At 70.8% G+C, this 19,805-nt stretch carries 21 protein-coding genes; 12 read left to right on the top strand and 9 right to left on the bottom strand.

Going from position 1 to position 19,805, the window contains the following annotated elements; all coding sequences use genetic code 11:
• Nucleotides 1–167: 167 nt before the first annotated feature.
• Nucleotides 168–1,013 carry a response regulator transcription factor gene (locus ACIBL4_RS22415; protein WP_399412704.1) on the bottom strand — a complete coding sequence of 282 codons (846 nt, stop codon included), beginning with the start codon at nucleotides 1,011–1,013 and terminating at the stop codon, nucleotides 168–170.
• A gap of 125 nt (nucleotides 1,014–1,138) precedes the next feature.
• Between ACIBL4_RS22415 and ACIBL4_RS22410 the strand changes: the two genes are divergently transcribed.
• Complete coding sequence (locus ACIBL4_RS22410) at nucleotides 1,139–2,827, top strand: AMP-binding protein (protein ID WP_399412701.1); 1,689 nt, start codon at nucleotides 1,139–1,141, stop codon at nucleotides 2,825–2,827.
• Nucleotides 2,824–4,422, top strand: a complete 1,599-nt coding sequence (locus ACIBL4_RS22405; protein WP_399412699.1) for an AMP-binding protein — start codon at nucleotides 2,824–2,826, stop codon at nucleotides 4,420–4,422. The genes ACIBL4_RS22410 and ACIBL4_RS22405 overlap by 4 nt, the downstream gene beginning before the upstream one ends.
• A gap of 328 nt (nucleotides 4,423–4,750) precedes the next feature.
• On the opposite strand, the gene ACIBL4_RS22400 is transcribed toward ACIBL4_RS22405, so the two are convergent.
• On the bottom strand, nucleotides 4,751–5,257 hold the full coding sequence (locus tag ACIBL4_RS22400) for a GNAT family N-acetyltransferase (RefSeq protein ID WP_399412697.1): 507 nt from the start codon (nucleotides 5,255–5,257) through the stop codon (nucleotides 4,751–4,753).
• An 88-nt stretch (nucleotides 5,258–5,345) separates the two neighbouring features.
• Here ACIBL4_RS22400 and ACIBL4_RS22395 point away from each other — a divergent pair, with 88 nt between their 5' ends.
• Complete coding sequence (locus ACIBL4_RS22395) at nucleotides 5,346–6,188, top strand: alpha/beta fold hydrolase (protein WP_399413475.1); 843 nt, start codon at nucleotides 5,346–5,348, stop codon at nucleotides 6,186–6,188.
• On the opposite strand, the gene ACIBL4_RS22390 is transcribed toward ACIBL4_RS22395, so the two are convergent.
• A complete protein-coding gene (locus ACIBL4_RS22390; protein WP_399412694.1) occupies nucleotides 6,143–6,550 on the bottom strand; it encodes a MerR family transcriptional regulator in 408 nt (135 codons plus the stop codon). The genes ACIBL4_RS22395 and ACIBL4_RS22390 overlap by 46 nt on opposite strands.
• 50 nt (nucleotides 6,551–6,600) lie before the next feature.
• On the opposite strand from ACIBL4_RS22390, the gene ACIBL4_RS22385 reads away from it, so the two are divergent.
• On the top strand, nucleotides 6,601–7,488 hold the full coding sequence (locus tag ACIBL4_RS22385; RefSeq protein ID WP_399412692.1) for an NAD(P)-dependent oxidoreductase: 888 nt from the start codon (nucleotides 6,601–6,603) through the stop codon (nucleotides 7,486–7,488).
• A gap of 15 nt (nucleotides 7,489–7,503) precedes the next feature.
• Here ACIBL4_RS22385 and ACIBL4_RS22380 read toward each other — a convergent pair whose 3' ends face one another.
• The gene (locus ACIBL4_RS22380; RefSeq protein WP_399412690.1) at nucleotides 7,504–8,283 is read right to left on the bottom strand and encodes a hypothetical protein; all 780 of its coding nucleotides are present in this window, start codon (nucleotides 8,281–8,283) and stop codon (nucleotides 7,504–7,506) included.
• Nucleotides 8,284–8,495: 212 nt separating this feature from the next.
• Here ACIBL4_RS22380 and gcl point away from each other — a divergent pair, with 212 nt between their 5' ends.
• Nucleotides 8,496–10,280: a glyoxylate carboligase gene (gene gcl, locus ACIBL4_RS22375; RefSeq protein ID WP_399412688.1), complete on the top strand. Its 1,785-nt coding sequence runs from the start codon at nucleotides 8,496–8,498 to the stop codon at nucleotides 10,278–10,280.
• A 66-nt stretch (nucleotides 10,281–10,346) separates the two neighbouring features.
• Here gcl and ACIBL4_RS22370 read toward each other — a convergent pair whose 3' ends face one another.
• Both ACIBL4_RS22370 and ACIBL4_RS22365 read right to left on the bottom strand, forming a co-directional pair.
• A complete protein-coding gene (locus ACIBL4_RS22370) occupies nucleotides 10,347–10,958 on the bottom strand; it encodes a TIGR04222 domain-containing membrane protein (protein WP_399412686.1) in 612 nt (203 codons plus the stop codon).
• 157 nt (nucleotides 10,959–11,115) lie between these two features.
• On the bottom strand, nucleotides 11,116–11,355 hold the full coding sequence (locus tag ACIBL4_RS22365) for a hypothetical protein (protein ID WP_399412684.1): 240 nt from the start codon (nucleotides 11,353–11,355) through the stop codon (nucleotides 11,116–11,118).
• A 74-nt stretch (nucleotides 11,356–11,429) separates the two neighbouring features.
• On the opposite strand from ACIBL4_RS22365, the gene ACIBL4_RS22360 reads away from it, so the two are divergent.
• Entirely contained in the window at nucleotides 11,430–12,647 is a 1,218-nt protein-coding gene (locus ACIBL4_RS22360) for a Shedu anti-phage system protein SduA domain-containing protein (RefSeq protein WP_399412682.1), read from the top strand.
• A gap of 242 nt (nucleotides 12,648–12,889) precedes the next feature.
• Here the strand turns inward: ACIBL4_RS22360 and ACIBL4_RS22355 are convergent, their stop codons facing one another.
• From ACIBL4_RS22355 to ACIBL4_RS22345, 3 genes are all read right to left on the bottom strand, one after another.
• The gene (locus ACIBL4_RS22355) at nucleotides 12,890–14,359 is read right to left on the bottom strand and encodes a catalase (RefSeq protein ID WP_399412680.1); all 1,470 of its coding nucleotides are present in this window, start codon (nucleotides 14,357–14,359) and stop codon (nucleotides 12,890–12,892) included.
• A 196-nt stretch (nucleotides 14,360–14,555) separates the two neighbouring features.
• Nucleotides 14,556–15,452, bottom strand: coding sequence for a 2-hydroxy-3-oxopropionate reductase (locus tag ACIBL4_RS22350; protein ID WP_399412678.1), 897 nt, complete (start codon nucleotides 15,450–15,452; stop codon nucleotides 14,556–14,558).
• 26 nt (nucleotides 15,453–15,478) lie between these two features.
• Nucleotides 15,479–16,300 (bottom strand): TIM barrel protein, encoded by an 822-nt coding sequence (locus ACIBL4_RS22345; protein ID WP_399412676.1) that lies wholly within the window; start codon nucleotides 16,298–16,300, stop codon nucleotides 15,479–15,481.
• Nucleotides 16,301–16,372: 72 nt separating this feature from the next.
• On the opposite strand from ACIBL4_RS22345, the gene ACIBL4_RS22340 reads away from it, so the two are divergent.
• The 6 genes from ACIBL4_RS22340 to pucL all read left to right on the top strand — a co-directional run bounded on the left by ACIBL4_RS22340 (nucleotide 16,373) and on the right by pucL (nucleotide 19,726).
• On the top strand, nucleotides 16,373–16,909 hold the full coding sequence (locus ACIBL4_RS22340; protein ID WP_399412674.1) for a LysE family transporter: 537 nt from the start codon (nucleotides 16,373–16,375) through the stop codon (nucleotides 16,907–16,909).
• Nucleotides 16,910–17,108: 199 nt separating this feature from the next.
• Entirely contained in the window at nucleotides 17,109–17,360 is a 252-nt protein-coding gene (locus ACIBL4_RS22335) for a hypothetical protein (protein WP_399412672.1), read from the top strand.
• Nucleotides 17,357–17,725 carry a helix-turn-helix domain-containing protein gene (locus ACIBL4_RS22330; protein WP_399412671.1) on the top strand — a complete coding sequence of 123 codons (369 nt, stop codon included), beginning with the start codon at nucleotides 17,357–17,359 and terminating at the stop codon, nucleotides 17,723–17,725. Before ACIBL4_RS22335 ends, ACIBL4_RS22330 begins: the two co-directional genes overlap by 4 nt.
• A gap of 161 nt (nucleotides 17,726–17,886) precedes the next feature.
• Nucleotides 17,887–18,396: a 2-oxo-4-hydroxy-4-carboxy-5-ureidoimidazoline decarboxylase gene (uraD, locus tag ACIBL4_RS22325; RefSeq protein WP_399412669.1), complete on the top strand. Its 510-nt coding sequence runs from the start codon at nucleotides 17,887–17,889 to the stop codon at nucleotides 18,394–18,396.
• Nucleotides 18,397–18,403: 7 nt separating this feature from the next.
• A complete protein-coding gene (gene uraH / locus ACIBL4_RS22320) occupies nucleotides 18,404–18,796 on the top strand; it encodes a hydroxyisourate hydrolase (protein WP_399412667.1) in 393 nt (130 codons plus the stop codon).
• 6 nt (nucleotides 18,797–18,802) lie between these two features.
• Nucleotides 18,803–19,726: a factor-independent urate hydroxylase gene (gene pucL / locus ACIBL4_RS22315; protein WP_399412665.1), complete on the top strand. Its 924-nt coding sequence runs from the start codon at nucleotides 18,803–18,805 to the stop codon at nucleotides 19,724–19,726.
• Nucleotides 19,727–19,805 lie beyond the last annotated feature (79 nt).

The following is a 19,805-nucleotide window of genomic DNA, read 5'->3' as shown; positions in this document are numbered from 1 at the left end:
GCAACAGCTCTTTGAATTTCGGACGGACGGCGTGGTGAGGGAAATAACAACGCAGGTCCGGGCGTGAATTCATCGGTCTCCCGAATGCGGCGGAACACGGCTGTGGCGCCCGGTCGGGAACCCGTCGGCATATCGAACGGCAGGGGCAACGGAAAAACATCACAAACCTACGGCAACCATCCCGCTCGGCGTGCCGCGACCACGGCCTCGCCCCGGGTCCGGGCCCGCAGCTTGCGCATGGCCGACCGCAGATACCCCTTGACCGTCTCGGGTGTCACCCCCAGCCGCTCGGCCGCGACCGCGTTCGTGGCCCCCGCGGCGACGCACGCCAGCACGTCCACCTCGCGGGGCGTGAGCCGGACCCGGTCCGACGGTGTGGTGTCGGCCGTGAGCAGGGCACACGCGTCGAGCAGCTCGGCCCGCAGCTCGGGATCCGCGATCTTCGGGGCCAGTGCCCGCAGTGCCGCGTGCGCCTCCCGCACCTGCTCCCGGCCCGCGCCGGGCCCGCCCCCGGCGACGAACTCCCGTCCCGCGCCGGCCCCGCCCTCCGCGGCGAGCGTGCGGGCCTCCTCCCGCACGACCAGCGCCCGCTCCACGTCCCGCGCCGCCTCCACGGCCTCGTCCAGCATGCGCCCGCCCAGCGGCAGGGCCGTGCGCAGCGCCCCGTACAGCACCCCGCGCACCGAGTGCCGCACGATCACCGGCACGGCCAGCACCGAGCGCAGTCCCTCCACCGCCACCGGGGCGTCGTACTCGTGGCTGATCTGCCGCGACACCGAGTAGTCCGTCACCACGCACGGCCGGGCGAGCACCACCGTCTTGCCGCCCAGCCCGTTCCCGGACGTCACCACCAGCGAACGCAGGGCGTGCGTCGCCGTGCCGCTCAGTTCGCTGATGCGCATCCGCTGCCCGGCCTCCATCAGGCCGCCGAAGGCGACCGGAAGGCCGGTGGCGCGCCGCAGACGCAGCAGCGCGTTGCGTATCTCGACCGCGTCGGACGCGTCTGCTGTCACCTGATCGCCCCTTCACTACGGCTCCTGCACGGGCGCACCCCCCGTTCGGGGGTAGTGAGACCTGCATCACGGATTACACGATGGCTCGGAGCCGCCCGGCAATGGTCCGGTACCAAGGAGGACACATGACATCGGCGACGGAGGCGTTCCGCAGCGCGCGGGACTTCCTGCTGGAGCACCGCGAGGACTACGGCACGGCCTACGAGGGCTTCCGCTGGCCCCGTCCCGACTACTTCAACTGGGCGCTCGACTGGTTCGACGAGATCGCGGACGGCAACGCCCGCACCGCTCTGCACATCGTCGAGGAGGACGGCCGCGAGACACAGCTGTCGTTCGGGGAGATGTCCGTACGCTCGGACCAGTTCGCCAACTGGCTGCGCGCCAGGGGCGTGCGCGCCGAGGACCGGATCCTCGTGATGCTCGGCAACCAGGCCGAACTGTGGATCACCGCGCTCGCGGCGATGAAACTGCGCGCGGTGGTCATCCCGGCCACCCCGCTGCTCGGCCCAGCCGACCTGCGCGACCGCGTCGACCGCGGCCGGGTCCGGCACGTCATCGCGCGCTCCGAGGACGCGGGCAAGTTCGCCGAGGTCCCCGGCGACTACACCCGCATCGCCGCGACGGACGCGACAGACGCGGGAGCCGTACCCGAGGGCTGGCTGCCGCTGGACGACGCCTACGGCGCCCCCGCCGGCTTCACCCCCGACGCCCCGACCCGGGCCGACGACCCGCTGATGCTGTACTTCACCTCGGGCACCACCGCCCGGCCCAAACTCGTCGAGCACACCCACACCTCGTACCCGATCGGGCACCTGTCGACCATGTACTGGATCGGCCTCGAGCCCGGCGACGTGCATCTGAACATCTCCTCACCCGGCTGGGCCAAGCACGCCTGGTCCAACCTCTTCGCCCCCTGGAACGCCGAGGCGACCGTCTTCCTGTACAACTACACGCGTTTCGACGCCGCCCGGCTCATGGCCGAGATGGACCGGGCCCGGGTCACCACCTTCTGCGCCCCGCCCACCGTCTGGCGCATGCTCATCCAGGCCGACCTGACGCAGCTGCGCACCCGGCCCCGCGAGATCGTCGCCGCCGGTGAGCCGCTCAACCCGGAGGTCATCGAGCAGGTCCGCCGCGCCTGGGGCGTCACCATCCGGGACGGCTTCGGCCAGACCGAGACGGCCGTGCAGGTCGCCAACAGCCCCGGCCAGCCCCTCAAGACCGGCTCGATGGGCCGGCCGAGCCCCGGCTACCGCGTCGAACTGCTGGACCCCGTCTCGGGTGCCCCGGGCGCGCGCGAGGGCGAGATCGCGCTCGACCTGTCGGACCGCCCCGTCGGCCTGATGACCGGCTACCACGGCGACGCGGACCGCACGGCGGAGGCGATGGCCGGCGGCTACTACCGCACGGGCGACATCGGCGCACGGGACGAGGACGGCTACATCACCTACGTCGGCCGCGCGGACGACGTCTTCAAAGCATCCGACTACAAGATCAGCCCCTTCGAGCTGGAGAGCGCCCTGCTGGAGCACGAGGCGGTGGCCGAGGCGGCGGTGGTGCCCGCGCCGGACGAGCTGCGGCTCGCGGTGCCGAAGGCGTACGTCGTCCTGGCGGAGGGCTGGGAGCCGGGCCCCGACACGGCGAAGGTGCTGTTCGAGCATTCGCGTCAGGCCCTCGCCCCCTACAAGCGCATCCGCCGTCTGGAGTTCGGGGCCCTGCCCAAGACCGTCTCGGGCAAGATCCGCCGCATCGAGCTGCGGGAGGCGACGGCGGCCGGGTCGGACGCCGAGTACCGCGAGGAGGACTTCCGGTGAACTCGTACAGTCATGGCACCAGCGGGACGGCTCTGCTCGGCGACACGATCGGGGCCAACCTGGACCGGGCGGTGGCCACCTGGCCGGACCGTGAGGCGCTGGTCGACGTGGAGTCCGGGCGGCGCTGGACGTACGCGCGGTTCGGCGCGGCCGTCGACGAACTGGCCTCCGCCCTCCTCGCCTCGGGGGTCGACAAGGGCGACCGGGTGGGCATCTGGGCGGTCAACTGTCCCGAGTGGGTCCTGGTCCAGTACGCCACCGCCCGCATCGGCGCGATCATGGTGAACATCAACCCGGCTTACCGCACCCACGAGGTCGAGTACGTCCTCGACCAGGCCGGGATCTCCTTCCTGTTCGCCTCCCTCAGCCACAAGACGAGCGACTACCGGGCGATGGTCGAGCAAGTGCGGGGCCGGTGCGCCGAGTTGCGCGAGGTCGTGTACTTCGGCGACCCGAGCTGGGGAGCCTTGCTCGGGCGGGGGACTCCCGGCGCCCGGTTCGAGGACGACGGCCTGTCCTGCGACGACCCGATCAACATCCAGTACACGTCGGGCACGACGGGCTTCCCCAAGGGGGCCACGCTCTCCCACCACAACATCCTCAACAACGGCTATTTCGTGGGCGAGATGATCGCCTACACCGAGCAGGACCGGATCTGCATCCCGGTGCCCTTCTACCACTGCTTCGGCATGGTCATGGGCAACCTCGCCGCCACGTCCCACGGCGCCTGCATGGTCATCCCGGCCCCGTCCTTCGACCCGAAGGCCACGCTGGACGCGGTCCAGCAGGAGCGCTGCACCTCCCTCTACGGCGTCCCCACCATGTTCATCGCGGAGCTGAACCACCCCGACTTCGCGTCCTACGACCTCTCCTCCCTGCGCACCGGCATCATGGCGGGCTCGCCCTGCCCGGTGGAGGTGATGAAGCGGGTGGTCAACGAGATGAACATGGCCGAGGTGTCCATCTGCTACGGCATGACGGAGACCTCGCCCGTCTCCACGCAGACACGGCGCGACGACGACCTGGAACACCGCACCGGCACGGTCGGCCGCGTGCTGCCGCACATCGAGGTGAAGATCGTCGACCCGGCGACGGGTGTGACTCAACCACGCGGCACGGCGGGCGAGTTGTGCGCCCGCGGCTACAGCGTGATGCTCGGCTACTGGAACGAGCCGGAGAAGACCGCCGAGGCCATCGACGCGGGCCGCTGGATGCACACCGGCGACCTCGCGGTGATGCGCGAGGACGGCTACGTCGAGATCGTCGGCCGCATCAAGGACATGATCATCCGGGGCGGGGAGAACATCTACCCCCGCGAGATCGAGGAGTTCCTCTACGCCCACCCCAAGATCCAGGACGTCCAGGTCGTGGGCGTCCCGCACGACCGCTACGGCGAGGAGGTCCTCGCCTGCGTCATCCCCCACGACCCCGCCGACCCGCTCACCCTGGACGAACTCCAGACCTTCTGCCAGGACCGCCTGGCCCACTACAAGATCCCGACCAGTCTTCAGCTCCTCGACTCCTTCCCGATGACGGTGTCCGGGAAGGTACGCAAGGTGGAACTGCGGGAGAGGTTCGCGGATGGGCGGAGATAGAAGAGCTCCCACTCCCTGCCGGCGTGCGGAGGGCGCGACCGTCAGCAGGGTGAGGAAGCCCTGCTCGAAGAAGGTGTACTCCAGCACGCCGTAGCCGACGGGCCCGCGCGCGTCCTCGGCCAGCAGCGCCCGGCCCTGCTCGCACCAGGCCGGATGCTCGCGCGGCGTGCCCGGTCTCCCGCCGCCGCGATCGGGTCGGTCTCGGTCAGCGCCGTGTGGTCCGACGGCTCGGCGCGGCGCACGACGAGCGTGCCGGGTTCGATGTCGCCCATGGGCGCATCGTGGCAGCAGTGGGGGGCCGGGCCGCGCGCGGATTACCGCGCTGTGTTCACAACGGTGCGCGCATGCACACGCGGGGCCAGTGGTTCAGGCCGTGTTCGGCCTCCGTCGCGCGGATCTCGCGCAGGCCGGGGGTGAGGTCCGCCTTCGCGAGGGTGTGGAAGCCGAGGCGGGCGTAGTAGGGGGCGTTCCACGGGATCTCCGTGAAGGTGGTCAGGGTCAGGGCGGTCAGGCCCTCCTCGCGGGCGCGGTCGGCGGCGTACGCGAGGAGTTCCCGGCCCACGCCCCGGCGCGCGGCGCGCGGATGGACCGAGACCTGCTCGATGTGCAGGGCGCCGTCCACGGGTTCGGCGAGGAGGTACGCGGCCGGGTGATCCCGCTCGTCGGCCGCGACCCAGCAGCGGTCCGCCCCGCGGCAGCGCTCCAGTACGTCGAGCGGGGGCGGTGCGTCGTCGGCGATCTCCGGCATGCCGAGGTCGCGGAAGGGGGCACCGGCGGCACGTTCGATGTCCTGGAGGGCGGAGAGTTCGGCGGCGGTCGCGGGGCGGATACGCATGGGGTGAGTATGCGGCGCGGTGCTGATCGGGATCCGGTGGCTACTCTCGTCCCTCCACACCGACTTCAACCGCGAGGGGGAGCAGACCGTGCGCGACGCCGCCGTGACGCCTGAGGGCGACCGGATCCGCTGGGTCGAACTGCCGGGACAGGAACCGCCACGCGTCTACGTGCACGGCCTGGGCGCCACATCGGCCGCCTACTTCACCCAGATCGCGGTCCATCCCCTGCTGGCCGGTCACCGCTCGCTGCTCATCGACCTGCTCGGGCACGGCATCAGCGACCGGCCCACGAGCTTCGACTACACCCTGGAAACACACGCCGACGCGCTCGCCGCGGCGCTCACCGCCGCGGGCGTCACCGGGGCGGAGGTGATCGCGCACAGCATGGGCGGCTCCGTGGCCATCGTCCTGGCCGCCCGGCATCCCCACCTGGTCTCCCGTCTGGTGCTGGTCGACGCCAACCTCGACCCGATGCCGCGCGCCGCCGGATCGTCGGGCAGCAGCGGGATCGCCGCCTACACCGAGCAGCAGTTCCTGGCCGGGGGATGGGAAGAGGTACGCGACCGGGTCGGCCCCCACTGGTGGTCCACGATGCGTCTGGCCGGCCGGGAGGCCCTGCACCGCAGCGCGGTCCACCTCGTGCGCGGCACCGTCCCCTCCATGCGCGAACTCCTGCTGGACATGAAGATCCCCCGGACCTTCCTGCTGCCCGAGGCCGACGGCCCGCTCCCGGGCGCCGCCGCACTCACCGCGTCCGGGGTGTCCGTCGTCGCGGTCCCGGACTGCGGACACAACATCATGCTGGACAACCCGGAAGCCTTCGCCCGCGCCACCGCGGCGGCGCTCACGGACCAGGCCCGGCCGGGCCACGCACAACCGGAGCGTCAGGCGGGCACGCGCTCCGGGGCGGCACCGTCAAACGGCGGGTAGGTCCGGTCGCTCATGCGCTGGGCCGCGTCGATGTAGTCGGCGAGGGCGTTCCGGGACCGGGCGAGCGCGGCCATCTGATCGTCCAGGCGGCGCAGCCGCGACCGCATCGCCGCCAGCAGTTCGGGACACCCGAGCAGCTCCGGCGCCTCGCCGACCGCGCAGGGCAGCAGATACGCGATGTCCTCGGACGATAAGCCGGCGCCCAGCAGGTGGCGGATCTGTCTCACCCGCAGGACCGCGTCCTCGTCGTACTCGCGGTACCCGTTCGTGCCCCGGTCCGCCTCCAGCAGGCCCTGGGCCTCGTAGTAGCGCAACTGATGGGCGTTGACGCCCGTCCGGCGACTCAGTTCCCCGATACGCATCGACAACCTCGCTTGACCTTCACACCGGTATCAACGTTGACGATGCTGCCATGAACAGAACCGGCACACCCGTGACAGTCATCGGACTCGGACTGATGGGCCAGGCACTCGCCGGCGCCTTCCTGAAGGCCGGGCATCCCACAACCGTGTGGAACCGTACGCCCTCCAAGGCCGACGAGCTGGTGGGCCGGGGCGCACGCCTCGCACCGACAGTCGGCGACGCGGTCGGGGCCGGCTCCCTGACGATCATCTGCGTCACCGACTACCAGGCCGTGCGGCAGCTGCTCGGCACGAGCGACGTCGAACTCGACGGCACGACGCTGGTCAATCTGACCTCGGGCGACTCGGCCCAGGCCCGGGAGACCGCCCGATGGGCCGAGCAGCGCGGCGCCCGCTACCTGGACGGCGCCGTCATGGCCGTACCGCCGGCCATCGGCACGCCCGAGGCGGTGATTCTGCACAGCGGCCCCCAGGCGGACTTCGACGCGCACAAGCCGACCCTCGACGCGCTCGGCACCGTCACCCACCTCGGTGCGGACCACGGCCTGGCGTCCCTGTACGACGTGGCCGGACTGGCCATGATGTGGAGCGTCCTGAACGCCTGGCTCCAGGGCACCGCGCTGCTCAGGACGGCCGGTGTCGACGCCGCGACGTACGCGCCGTTCGCGCAGCGGATCGCCGCCGGTGTGGCCGACTGGCTGCCCGGATACGCCGAGCAGATCGACAGCGGCTCCTTCCCGGCCGAGGTGTCGGCCCTGGAGACCGACGCGCGGGCCATGGCACACCTGATCGAGGAGAGCGAGGCGGTGGGTGTCAGCGCCGAACTGCCGAAGCTGTTCAAGGCGATGGCCGACCGCGCGATCGCCGCGGGACACGGTGGTGAGCAGTATCCCGTGCTGATCGAGGAGTTCAGCAGGCCGGGGCCCGCCGACGACTGACCGGTTCCCGGGGTATCAGGGCGCCCGGTTCTCCGTGCCGGTGGCGTCCAGTGCGGCGGCCGGGGCGTTCACCGGCCGCGGCGTGCCGGTGAGGTCGAGGACGAACAGCGGGACGCCGAGGGCGTCGGCGCGGGCCCGGGCGTCGTGCGCGTACCCGGCGAGGGAGAAGCAGAGGCAGTCCGCCGACTCCGTCATGGCCGTCAGCCACAGGCACTCCACGTCCCGCAGGGCCGCGGGGCGCACGGCCGGGTCGACCAGCGCGACGACGCCGCGGGCGGCGAGCCCGATCCCGGACGGCGGTCGCTGATCCGCCCGCCGGACGCCCCGGTAGCCGAGCCGGCGCAGATAGAGCGCGGCGGCCGTGACGGCGTCGAGCGCGGTACGGCCCGGGACGGTGCGGAAGGGCGGCCGGGCCGCGCCGGTACCGTCGGCGGCACCGGCTGATGCAGGTGCCCCCTCGACGGCGGCTGCGGCGTCGCGCGGACCGGTCCGGGCACTCGCGCCCGGCGCGCCGTCCCGCCCGGCCCCGCCCCGCCCCTCCACAACCGGCACCCGCAGCACCACCCCGCACGGGCACCCCACCTCCGGCCGCGGCCACTCCCCGCGTCGGCCGCAGGACGCGCACCCGACCGTCACCCAGTCGTCCTGCCAGACGCGATGGGCGACGGGCGTCACCGTGCCGTCCGGGTCGAGCCGCGGGGCGACGGGCGCTCCGCACACGCACGGGTACGACGGGACCGTGAAGCGGTGCTCCCGTCGGCAGGACGGACAGCGCACCGGCACGCTCTCGGCCATGACCACTCCCGTACGGCGGCACATCGGGACAACGCGTCCATCGTGCGCCGTCGAGGCCCCGCCTGTCCGCCGCTTGCCCCCTCTCTTGACGCCCTTCGCCCACCCCACATACATTCATTCCAGATAGTAGAAGTTTATTTCCGCAATACGAAAGAGGCTCACCGCAGGGCGCGACGGGAGTGCGAATCCGACAGCCGAAGCAGGAGTACTCGATGGCTCGAATGACCGCTGCCCGCGCGGCAGTTGAGATCCTCAAGCGTGAGGGCGTCACCGACGCGTTCGGAGTCCCGGGCGCGGCGATCAACCCCTTCTACGCGGCGCTCAAGGCCTCCGGCGGCATCCACCACACCCTCGCCCGCCACGTGGAGGGCGCCTCGCACATGGCCGAGGGCTACACCCGCACCCGCGCGGGGAACATCGGCGTCTGCATCGGCACCTCCGGCCCGGCCGGCACCGACATGATCACGGGCCTGTACTCCGCGACCGGCGACTCCGTCCCGATCCTGTGCATCACCGGCCAGGCCCCGACCGCCGTGATCCACAAAGAGGACTTCCAGGCCGTCGACATCGCCTCGATCGCCAAGCCGGTCACCAAGATGGCCGTGACCGTGCTGGAGGCCGCGCAGGTCCCCGGCGTCTTCCAGCAGGCCTTCCATCTGATGCGCTCGGCCCGCCCCGGCCCGGTCCTCATCGACCTGCCGATCGACGTCCAGCTCACGGAGATCGAGTTCGACCCGGAGACGTACGAGCCGCTCCCGGTCTACAAGCCCGCCGCGACCCGCGCCCAGATCGAGAAGGCGATCGGGATGCTGAACGCCTCCGAGCGGCCGCTGATCGTCGCGGGCGGCGGTGTCATCAACGCGGACGCCGCCGAACTGCTCGTCGAGTTCGCCGAGTTGACCGGCACCCCGGTCGTTCCCACCCTCATGGGCTGGGGCATCCTCTCCGACGACCACGAGCTGAACGCCGGCATGGTCGGCCTCCAGACCTCGCACCGCTACGGCAACGCGACCTTCCTGGAGTCCGACTTCGTCCTCGGCATTGGCAACCGCTGGGCCAACCGCCACACCGGCAAACTCGACGTCTACACCGCCGGACGGAAGTTCGTCCACGTCGACATCGAGCCCACCCAGATCGGCAGGATCTTCGCCCCCGATTACGGCATCGCCTCCGACGCCAGGGCCGCGCTGGAGCTGTTCGTCGAGGTGGCGCGCGAGCTGAAGACGGCCGGCAGGCTGCCCGACCGCTCCGCCTGGGCGGCCTCGGCACAGGAGCGCAAGGCGGCCCTCCAGCGCCGTACGCACTTCGACGACATCCCGATCAAGCCGCAGCGCGTCTACGAGGAGATGAACAAGGCCTTCGGCCCGGAGACCCGGTACGTCTCCACCATCGGCCTCTCGCAGATCGCCGGCGCCCAGATGCTGCACGTCTACCGGCCCCGCCACTGGATCAACTGCGGCCAGGCCGGCCCGCTCGGCTGGACCATCCCGGCCGCGCTCGGCGTCGCCAAGGCCGACCCGGAGGCGTCCGTCGTCGCGCTCTCCGGGGACTACGACTTCCAGTTCATGATCGAGGAACTGGCCGTCGGCGCGCACCACAAGATCCCCTACGTCCACGTGCTCGTCAACAACTCCTATCTCGGCCTGATCCGTCAGGCGCAGCGGACGTTCGACATCGACTTCCAGGTCAACCTGGAGTTCGAGAACATCAACGCGCCCGAGCTCGGCGTCTACGGCGTCGACCACGTCAGGGTCGCCGAGGGCCTCGGCTGCAAGGCGATCCGCGTCACCGACCCGGCGGAACTCGGCGCCGCGTTCGAGCAGGCCAAGAAGCTCGCCGCGGAGTACCGGGTCCCGGTCGTCGTCGAGGCGATCCTGGAGCGCGTCACCAACATCTCCATGTCGACGACCAACGACATCGGCAACGTCGTGGAGTTCGAGGAACTGGCCACCGAGCCCGGCCACGCACCGACCTCGGTCAAGCCGCTGAAGGTCTGACACCCGCGCACGACAGGGGCGGCCCGTCCGGGAGGACGGACCGCCCCTGTCGCGTTCACGCGTTCACTACGCGCCTCCACCCCCGCATCCGCCTCCGCCGCAGTAGGTGTAGCCCGCACTGCCGCCTCCGTAGGGACCGCGCGAGTGCTTGAGGAGGCTCTTGCCGCCCACCTCGGCCCGGCGGATCAGACCCGCGCGGAGGGCGAAGCGCGGCGCCAGCAGCCGCAGGGCCGCCTCGCCGTGCAGGGCGACGGGCAGCAGCCGGTCGTGGTCGGTCAGGCCGCGTCTGCCGGCGGGCAGCGGATGGCGCTGCCGCAGCTCCCGCACATGGCGTCGGGCGCCGCGCGTCGGGCCGAGCAGCGGGTAGCGCAGCAGGCCCGCCTCCGCGAGCGGGATGCGCATGAGGGCCACCGCGAGCCGTATGCCCGGGTCCTTGACCAACGTCCGCAGGCCGGCGGGCTCGTGGAGACAGGCGTGCACCTCCTGGGCCAGGGGAGAGGGCGGCCGCTGCGCGCTCACGGCGTCCGCGACGCCCGCCCGCACCGTCCCCGGCCGGTCCGCCTCCACCAGGCCCCGCAGATACAGATCCACCACGGCGACGGTGACGGCGGCCCGCGGGCCGTTCCCCAGCAGTGCGATCTCGTGCGGCTCCAGCCGGAGCGCCGTACCGTCATCCATGGCTTCACCCCCGTGCCGGGGCCCGCCGGCCCCCGTGCCGGCGGGTCCCGTGTGCCGAGAATGTGCCCGGCCCCGGGGGCGGTTGAAGCCCCCGGGGCCGGGTTCAGAGGTTCATTTGAGGGTTCCGTACGGGACGTACGACCGGTGCCGTACGCGTTCACGTGCCGTGGTGCTCCGAGAGTCCCGGCCAGTCGTCCGGGCCACCGCCCTGCCACTCGACGAGGTCGCTCTCCCCGACGTCGGTGACGTAGAGGTCGGCCAGCCGGAGGATCTCGGCGACGTCGTCGACGTGTGTGGCGATACCCAGTGTCGCGTCGCCCGCAGTGACGCGCCGGGAGCCGTCCAGGGCAGGAGGATGCACCACGACGTGCGGATGCTCCGTTGGTCGATGTGTCATGCCTCCAGCGTCCTGCGGCAGCGCTGGAAACGCACGCCGGGGTGTTGTCAGACCCTGCGAACACAATGCGCCGTATGACACCGAGAAGCGACATGACGTTGGAGTGGCATCTACGTGAGGTGGTGGCCAAGGAGGCCGTCGACCAGACCGTGAAGAGCGCCGTGCAGTCGGTCTTCACGCACATGCACAGCGGCCGGAGCGGCAAGAGGCGGGGCGGCAGAGAGCTGATACGTCTCTTGGGGGAAGTGAGAGGGACTGCGGCAAGGGCCGACGAGTGGCAGGTAGTGCGGCTTGTGCAGGATGCGATCGAGTACGCAGAGGGGCGGATCCTGCGGTACGACTTTGAGGATCGCTACAGGCTGTTCGGTGATGGACAAAGACGGGAGTCGCACACGGGCTTCCTCGGCAGCACCATGAAGGCGATGCACCAGTGGCTCGTCGACAGCGGGCGGGAGTTCCTGTCGGGCCACCCCGATGCCGGGATCAAAGAGTTCCTGGAGCATTTCCGTGCGCAGGGTGAGGACGCGCTGTTCCTTCAGGCCCCCGACGATCGCCCTGGGCGTTATGTGATTCCGAGGGGCCGTGCCGAGATCACCCTGTGGCTGGAGCGGATCATCCGCAGCGGCCGGATCGATGTCGCCGACCCGGCCGCTGAAGCCCGGAAGATCGTCACGTCGCCCGAAGCCATGGCCCTGCTGGCTGCCGATGACCAAGGACGAATCCTCCTTCAGGCCGCTGAACTGCGCCGACGCGCGGCCCGACTCAAAGAACTGCGCACCGTCGTCGAGGATTGCAAGGCCACAGAGGCCGATGTGCAGCGGGCGCTTGACGGGCAGTACTGGATCTTCGGTGGGCGGTTCGTGGGCGAGGCGGCGCAGCGGCGCCTCGTGCCGGGAGACGAGGTGGACATCCCGCTGATACGTGGTGACGGAGCGCTCCATATCGTGGAACTCAAGCGAGCCATGAGCCTCAAGGGTCCCCTCGTCAAGCGGCATCGCAACGCATGGGTGCCGGCGGCGCAGGTGCACGAGGCCGTTGGCCAGGCTGTCAACTACCTCACTGGTCTGGATGAGAGCCGGGAGCGGCTCCGTGCCGACCTCGGTATCGAGACTCGGCGTGCCAGCGCCCTCGTCCTGGTCGGGCATCCGACACTGCATCCGGAGGTGCCGGAGGAGGAGATCAACGAGGCGCTGCGGACGTTCAATTCGCACCTCACCAGGGTCGAGGTCCTGACATACAAGGAACTCCTGGACAACGCCGAGCGCTCCCTCGCCGGAGATGGCCCGGTGTAGGGAGCGCGTCAGTGCTGGCCGTCCGACGGCGCGAGGCCAGGGGGCTTCTGGAGGTGGTGCTGGGACCGCGGCGGGTGTGACGGAGTCCGGATCGGGTTTCCCTCAGGTCGAGACGCCCGGCCGGGTCCTTCACCACCGCACTGGCTCACACTCCGCCGCGGACCGCGCCCTGCCCGCGTCCGTGCCCGGGCCGACCACCCCTCATCCGGGTCGCCCCGCGCGGTCGGACGCGGTCAGGGAGTTCAGTCCTCGCGCAGGGCGCGGACCGCCTCCTCCACGCGCCGCCCGTACTCGGGGTCGGCGGCGTGGAAGTGCGCGAGGTTCTTCTCGATCACGTCGTCGCGGGAGACCTGCGAGAGGCCGCCGGCGATGTTCGCGACCAGGCGGGACTTCTCCTCGGCGGACATCAGCCGGTACAGCTCGCCCGCCTGGAAGAAGTCGTCGTCCTTGGTGTGCAGGGGCGCCGCGTGGGTGCCCGTGTGGCCGGTCACCGCGAGCGGGGCGGACAGCGGTCGGCCGGTCTCCACCGGGCCGTCGTAGGAGTTCGGCTCGTAGTTCTTGGCGTACCGGCCCTGGGTGTTGGACGCCATGAGGCCGTCCCGGCCGTAGTTCCGCGCGGTCGTGGCCCGGGGCGCGTTGACGGCCAGCTGGGTGTGGTTGACGCCCAGACGGTAGCGGTGGGCGTCGGCGTAGGCGAACAGGCGGCCCTGGAGCATCTTGTCGGGCGAGGGGCCGATGCCCGGCACGACGTTGTCCGGGTTGCGGTCCAGCACCAGCCGGCCGACGCGCTGGAGCGGGTAGTCGGCGTGCGGCCACACCTTCGTCAGGTCGAACGGGTTGAAGCGGTAACCGTCCGCCTCGGCCGCCGGCATGATCTGGACGTAGCGCGTCCAGGACGGGTGCACGCCCCGCTCGATGGCCTGGAGCAGGTCCGTCTGGTGCGAGTTCGGGTCCTTGCCCGCGAGCTCGGCGGCCTGCTCGCTGCTCAGGCAGCGGATGCCCTGGTTGGTCTTGAAGTGGTACTTGACGAAGAAGGCCTCACCACGGCTGTTCGTCCACTGGTAGGTGTGCGAGCCGTAGCCGTTCATGTGCCGGTACGAGGCCGGAATGCCGCGGTCGCCCATCAGCCAGGTCACCTGGTGCGTGGCCTCGGGGGAGTGCGCCCAGAAGTCCCAGACGCCGTCCGGCTCCTGACGGCCCGATGGGGGTCCCCCCGCGCCCTTAAGGCGTGGGGGAGGGTCGCGCTTCTGCGAGTGGATGAAGTCCGGGAACTTGATCGGGTCCTTGATGAAGAACACCGGGGTGTCGTTCCCGACGAGGTCGTGATTGCCCTCGGCCGTATAGAACTTGACCGCGAAACCGCGAGGGTCGCGCACCGCGTCCGCGCCACCGAGGCTGTCGGCCACGGTCGAGAAGCGCAGGAACACCTCGGTCCGCTTGCCGGTCCCGCCGAGGAAGTCGGCCTGGGTGAAGGCAGTGACGTCGTCGGTCACCTCGAAATGGCCGTAGGCGCCGGACCCCCGGGCGTGCACCACGCGCTCCGGGATGCGCTCGCGGTTGAAGCGGGCGAGCTTCTCCAGCAGATGCTGGTCCTGGAGCAGGAGCAGGAGCAGGAGCAGGAGCAGGAGCGGGCCGCCGACGCCGGCGGTGGCGGAGTTCTGGTTGTCGGCGACGGGGGCGCCGGACTCGGTGGTGAGCACGCGCTGCGACATCGTCACCTTCCGTACGAGAGGGCAGCGGAAAAATGGTTCCGCTTCGTGGAGCCTAGGGTCGGGGTGTCGGAGCGTCAACAGTTTGTTGAAGCGGTGGGCAGGGCTGGGTCCGGGCGGCGCCGCCGCTTTGGGCGCGACAGGACATGTGTCAGCGGCGACGCCGCCCGGAGTATGGAAGATCCCCGGAGGGCGGGCGTCAGACCTGGGTGCCGGAGAGCCGCTCCACGGCCCGCAGCAGCGCCGAGTGGTCCAGGCCGCCGTCGCCCTGTGCGCGCAGGGACGCGACCAGCTGGGCGACCACGGCGCCGACGGGCAGGGCCGCGCCGACGTTGCGGGCGGCGTCCGTGACGATGCCCATGTCCTTGTGGTGCAGATCGATCCGGAAGCCCGGCTTGAAGTCCCGGCCGAGGAAGTTGTCCTTCTTGCGGGTCAGCACGGTCGAGCCGGCGAGACCGCCGTTCAGGACGTCCAGAGCCGCCTTCAGGTCCACGCCGGACTTCTCCAGGAAGACCACGGCCTCCGCGCACGCCTGGATGTTCACGGCGACGATCAGCTGGTTGGCGGCCTTCACGGTCTGGCCGGAGCCGTGCGGGCCGCACAGCACGATGGTCTTGCCGAGCGCCTCGAAGATCGGCCTGGCCTGGTCGAAGTCGGCCTGCTCGCCGCCGACCATGATGGACAGCACGGCCTCGGTCGCGCCGGCCTCACCGCCGGAGACGGGGGCGTCCAGGGCGCGGATGCCCTTGTCCTTCGCCGCCTTCGCCAGGTCGACCGAGGTCTGCGGGGTGATCGAGGACATGTCGATCAGCAGGGCGCCGGACCTCGCGTTCTCCAGGATGCCGTCCGGGCCGTAGGCGATGGCCTCGACCTGCGGGGAGGCCGGCACCATCGTGATGACGACGTCGGCGTCCCGCACGGCCTCCGCGATCGAACCGGCGGCCGTGCCGCCGGCCGCGGCGAGGCGGTCCAGCTTCTCCCGCTCCAGCGTGTAGCCGGTGACGTCGTAGCCCGCCTTGATGAGGTTCTCGGACATGGGGGAGCCCATGATGCCGAGGCCGATCCAGGCGATCCTGGGCAGAGCGGTGGTGGTCATGATGGGGATGCCTTTCGGTGCGGGGGTCAGCGGGGCAGCCAGTCGAAGGCCTCGGCGCTCGGGCGGTCACCCGGCTTGTACTCGAGGCCGACCCAGCCGTCGTAACCCGCCTTGTTCAGCTGGTCGAGGAGGTCTTCGAGGGGCAGCGAGCCCGTCCCGGGGGCGCCGCGGCCCGGGTTGTCGGCGATCTGGACGTGGCCGGTCCTCGCGGCGTACCGGTCGATCACCTGCGGCAGGTCCTCGCCGTTCATGGACAGGTGGTAGAGGTCCATGAGGAAGCGGGCGTTGTCCATCCCGGTCGTGTCGTTGACCTTGTCGACGACGCCGACCGCGGCCGGTGCGGACACCAGCGGATACGCCGGCGACTCGGGCCGGTTCAGCGCCTCGATCAGCAGGATCGCGCCGATCCGGTCGGCGGCCCGGGCCGCGAACACCAGGTTCTCCAGTGCGAGCGCGTCCTGCTCGGCCGGGTCCACGCCCTCGACGCGGTTGCCGTACAGGGCGTTGAGCGCCCTGCAGCCCAGGGAGGCGGCGAAGCCGGCCGCCACGTCGACGTTGGCGCGGAACCTCTCCGACTCCTCGCCCGGGACCGACAGGGCGCCGCGGTCCGGGCCGGGCAGCCGGCCGGCGTAGAAGTTGAGGCCCGTGAGCTGGACGCCCGCGTCCTCGACGGCCTTCTTCAGAGCGTCGAGCTCCGACTGTGCGGGGGTGGGCGAGTCGATCCAGGGCCACCACAGCTCGACCGCCGTGAAGCCGGCCGCGGCGGCGGCCGCGGGGCGCTCCAGGAGCGGGAGTTCCGTGAAGAGGATCGACAGGTTGACGTTGAAGCGCTGGTCTGCGAATCCCATCGGGCGGCGCTCCCTTCCGCGATGTTCCACATTGTGGAAGTTGCTTTCTGCTTACCGGAAGACTGCCGTCGGGTGTCGTGGCTTGTCAAGGGGGCGGAGGCGGGCCTCGCGAGGACTCCCGGCAGAGGTCGGCCGGAAAGCGGAGGGCCGACGTGTGCGGGTGTCGGCAAGCTGCTGGACATCCCGGTGCTGCGGACCGCTCCCGGGCTCGCCGGTGCCCTGGTCATGGCGTATCTCGGCGTCCGCTCGGTGCGGTCGGCCTTCCGCGCCAGGAGCGCGGTCGTCGACGCCGACGGCGAGACGGTGCAGCCGTGGGAGGCCTTCCGTACGGCTCTCACGGCGACGGCGGCCAACCCGGCGACGATCGGCTACTGGGCGGCGGCCTTCGCCGCCGCCACGGCGGCGAACGTCACCGGCACGCTCGCGGACTCACTGGCCATGCTCGTCGGTGTCGGCTCGGACACGCTGCTGTGGTTCACCATCCTCAGCGCCGGGGCCATGCCGTTCCGCCGCTGGTTCACCTCCCGGATGCTCCACGGCGTGGACCTCCTGGCGGGCGTGGGCGTCATCTGCGTCGGCGGCGTCCTCGCGTACCAGGCCGTCGGCTGACGGAGCGGCGAGACCGTGCCGTGTGCGGCCCGCTTGCCGGTGGCCTGGTTTCCGGCGGCCCGCTTCCCGGCGGTTGAGGACAATGGAGGCCCAGGGGCGTGCCCGCGCGTGAGCGGGAAAGGTGCCCGTATCCAGGGCGGTCCGGTCCGCCCCGGCGTCGGCTAGGGTCGCACAGGTCACGACGGTTCTGGGGGCCAGCATGCGACTGAGAGTGGAGTTCACGACCGAGCCCTTCGACCTCGACGAGGCACCCGCGCACGCGCTGGTCGCCCGCGAGGTCGTCGAGGCCGCCGAACTGGACGCCGTGGACGTCGGCCCGTTCGGCAACACCGCCGAGGGCGGTGCCGACGCGGTGCTCACCGCCGTGGACGCGCTGCTCCGCAAGACCCTGGAGGCCGGCGCCACCCGGGTCTCCCTCCAGGTCAACGTGCTCGAGGAGGGCAAGGCGTGAGCGGCGCCGGGGACGAGCCGTTCATCGCGGCCGTGAAGCCCCTGGTCGACGCCATGGGCGGCGAGATGATCCCGCCCGACGAGGCCGGCCCCGACGACGTCGTCCTGTCCTGGGAGGGCCGCGACGCCGTCGCCGTACGGCTGCCGCAGCTCGCCGACTCCCTCGACCACATCCTGGCCGCCATGGAGCGCCGCAAGGGCATGCCCCTGGCCGACCTGGACCGCAAGGCCAAGCAGGAGGTCGTGCGGATACTCGAGGCGCGCGGCGCCTTCTCCGTACGGCACGGGGTGGAGACCGTGGCGAGCGCCCTGGGCGTCAGCCGCTTCACCGTCTACAACTACCTCAACCGCAAGAAGGGGGCCTGACCGGGCCCGCCCGGTTTCGCCACCGCTGGTCGGGTTCCGCCGCCTCGCCGGGTTTCGTCACGCGGAATTTTCAACAAACTGTTGACGTGCTGTCGCGGGAGGGCGTTAGCTATCGGCACGCCCGTTCAGCACGAAGGCCGTACCCGGCCACGGAGGCTCCCGTGACGTCCACATCCATGCCGCCGGGCCTGGCCCGGTTCAACGCCCTCGAGGAGCACGCGGCCTTCACCGCGCTCCACGAGGTGTGCGCTTCCACGGCGTGGGCGAAGCGCCTGCTCGCCGCCCGCCCCTACGCCACCCGCGAGGCCCTGTACGCCGCGAGCGACGCCGCCATGGCGGAGCTGACGGCCGACGACCTCGCGGAGGCGATGGCCGGCCACCCGCCCATCGGCCGCCCGAAGCCCGGCGACCCCACCTCGGCCCGGGAGCAGCGCGGCATGGCCGGCGCCTCCGACGCGCTCAAGGCGGAGATGCTGGAGCTGAACCTCGCCTACCAGGAGAAGTTCGGCCACGTCTTCCTGATCTGCGCCACCGGCCGGACCGCCGAGCAGATGCGCGACGCGGTCAGGGAACGGCTCGGCAACACGCCGGAGCGGGAGCGCGAGATCGTCCGCACGGAACTGGGGAAGATCAACCGCATCCGTCTGGCCCGACTCGTCGAAGAGGACTGACCGCAGCATGAGCACCTCAGCCACCGCATCCGTGTCCACGCACATCCTGGACACGTCCGCCGGCCGCCCCGCCCAGGGCGTCGCCGTCCACCTCTTCGCCCGCCCGGGGCGCGAGGCCGGCTGGCAGGCGCTCGGCGGCTCCGCGACCGACGCGGACGGGCGGTGCAAGGACCTGCCGGCGCTGCCGGAGGGCACCACCCATGTACGGCTCGACTTCGCGGTGGAGCCGTACTTCGAGAAGAAGCAAGCCGATGCGCAGCAGGACGCCCCCGCGAATCGGGACAGCGGTGCCGTGTTCTTCCCCGAGGTGGCGATCACCTTCGCCGTGACGCCCGGGGAGCACTACCACGTACCGCTGCTGCTCAACCCGTTCGGCTACTCCGTATACCGAGGGAGCTAGCTACTCATGCCCACCATTCTGGGACAGAACCAGTACGGCAAGGCCGAGAACCGAGTCGTCAAGATCACGCGGGACGGCGCCACCCACCACATCAAGGACCTCAACGTTTCCGTGTCGTTGAGCGGCGACATGGACGAGGTCCACTACTCCGGCTCGAACGCCAACGTCCTGCCCACCGACACCACCAAGAACACGGTGTACGCGTTCGCCAAGGAGCACGGCATCGAGTCCGCCGAGCAGTTCGGCATCCACCTCGCCCGCCACTTCGTGACCTCGCAGGAGCCGATCAAGACGGCCCGGATCCGCATCGAGGAGTACGCCTGGGAGCGGATCGAGGCCTCCGACGCCAACTCGCGGTTCATCGGTGCCGACGAGGTCAAGCACTCCTTCGTCCGCAAGGGCCAGGAGGTCCGGCTGACCCAGATCACCTACGACGGTGAGAAGTGGGAGGTCATCTCCGGTCTGAAGGACCTCGTCGTGATGAACTCGACCAACTCCGAGTTCTGGGGCTACGTCAAGGACAAGTACACGACGCTGAAGGAGGCCTACGACCGCATCCTCGCCACCCAGGTCTCCGCCCGCTGGCGGTTCAACTGGACCGACGACGACCAGCGCATGCCCCACTGGGAGAAGTCCTACGAGCAGACCAGGAAGCACATGCTCCAGGCCTTCGCCGAGACGTACTCGCTCTCGCTCCAGCAGACGCTGTACCAGATGGGCGCGCGGATCATCGACAACCGCAGCGAGATCGACGAGGTCCGCTTCTCCCTCCCGAACAAGCACCACTTCCTGGTCGACCTGGAGCCGTTCGGGCTGAAGAACGACAACGAGGTCTACTACGCCGCCGACCGCCCCTACGGCCTGATCGAGGCGACGATCCTGCGGGACGGCTGCGAGGCGAAGATCCCCGTGGACCTCACCAACCTCTGACGCCCTCCCGGCGTTCCCTCTTTCGGCACCCGTGGCCGGGGAACCCTTCTCCTCGGCCACGGCACTCAAACTCCCAGGG

The organism is Streptomyces sp. NPDC050416 (genome assembly GCF_044458845.1).
Taxonomy (GTDB): Bacteria; Actinomycetota; Actinomycetes; order Streptomycetales; family Streptomycetaceae; genus Streptomyces.
This window is presented reverse-complemented; position numbering and strand designations above follow the sequence as displayed.

Coding starts and splice junctions, on each gene's coding strand:
- ACIBL4_RS22410 (WP_399412701.1), top strand. CDS start 1,139: ATGACATCGGCGACGGAGGCGTTCCGCAGCGCGCGGGACTTCCTGCTG.
- ACIBL4_RS22400 (WP_399412697.1), bottom strand. CDS start 5,257: ATGCGTATCCGCCCCGCGACCGCCGCCGAACTCTCCGCCCTCCAGGAC.
- ACIBL4_RS22390 (WP_399412694.1), bottom strand. CDS start 6,550: ATGCGTATCGGGGAACTGAGTCGCCGGACGGGCGTCAACGCCCATCAG.
- ACIBL4_RS22385 (WP_399412692.1), top strand. CDS start 6,601: ATGAACAGAACCGGCACACCCGTGACAGTCATCGGACTCGGACTGATG.
- ACIBL4_RS22380 (WP_399412690.1), bottom strand. CDS start 8,283: ATGGCCGAGAGCGTGCCGGTGCGCTGTCCGTCCTGCCGACGGGAGCAC.
- gcl (WP_399412688.1), top strand. CDS start 8,496: ATGGCTCGAATGACCGCTGCCCGCGCGGCAGTTGAGATCCTCAAGCGT.
- ACIBL4_RS22370 (WP_399412686.1), bottom strand. CDS start 10,958: ATGGATGACGGTACGGCGCTCCGGCTGGAGCCGCACGAGATCGCACTG.
- ACIBL4_RS22365 (WP_399412684.1), bottom strand. CDS start 11,355: ATGACACATCGACCAACGGAGCATCCGCACGTCGTGGTGCATCCTCCT.
- ACIBL4_RS22360 (WP_399412682.1), top strand. CDS start 11,430: ATGACACCGAGAAGCGACATGACGTTGGAGTGGCATCTACGTGAGGTG.
- ACIBL4_RS22355 (WP_399412680.1), bottom strand. CDS start 14,359: ATGTCGCAGCGCGTGCTCACCACCGAGTCCGGCGCCCCCGTCGCCGAC.
- ACIBL4_RS22350 (WP_399412678.1), bottom strand. CDS start 15,452: ATGACCACCACCGCTCTGCCCAGGATCGCCTGGATCGGCCTCGGCATC.
- ACIBL4_RS22345 (WP_399412676.1), bottom strand. CDS start 16,300: ATGGGATTCGCAGACCAGCGCTTCAACGTCAACCTGTCGATCCTCTTC.
- ACIBL4_RS22335 (WP_399412672.1), top strand. CDS start 17,109: ATGCGACTGAGAGTGGAGTTCACGACCGAGCCCTTCGACCTCGACGAG.
- uraH (WP_399412667.1), top strand. CDS start 18,404: ATGAGCACCTCAGCCACCGCATCCGTGTCCACGCACATCCTGGACACG.
- pucL (WP_399412665.1), top strand. CDS start 18,803: ATGCCCACCATTCTGGGACAGAACCAGTACGGCAAGGCCGAGAACCGA.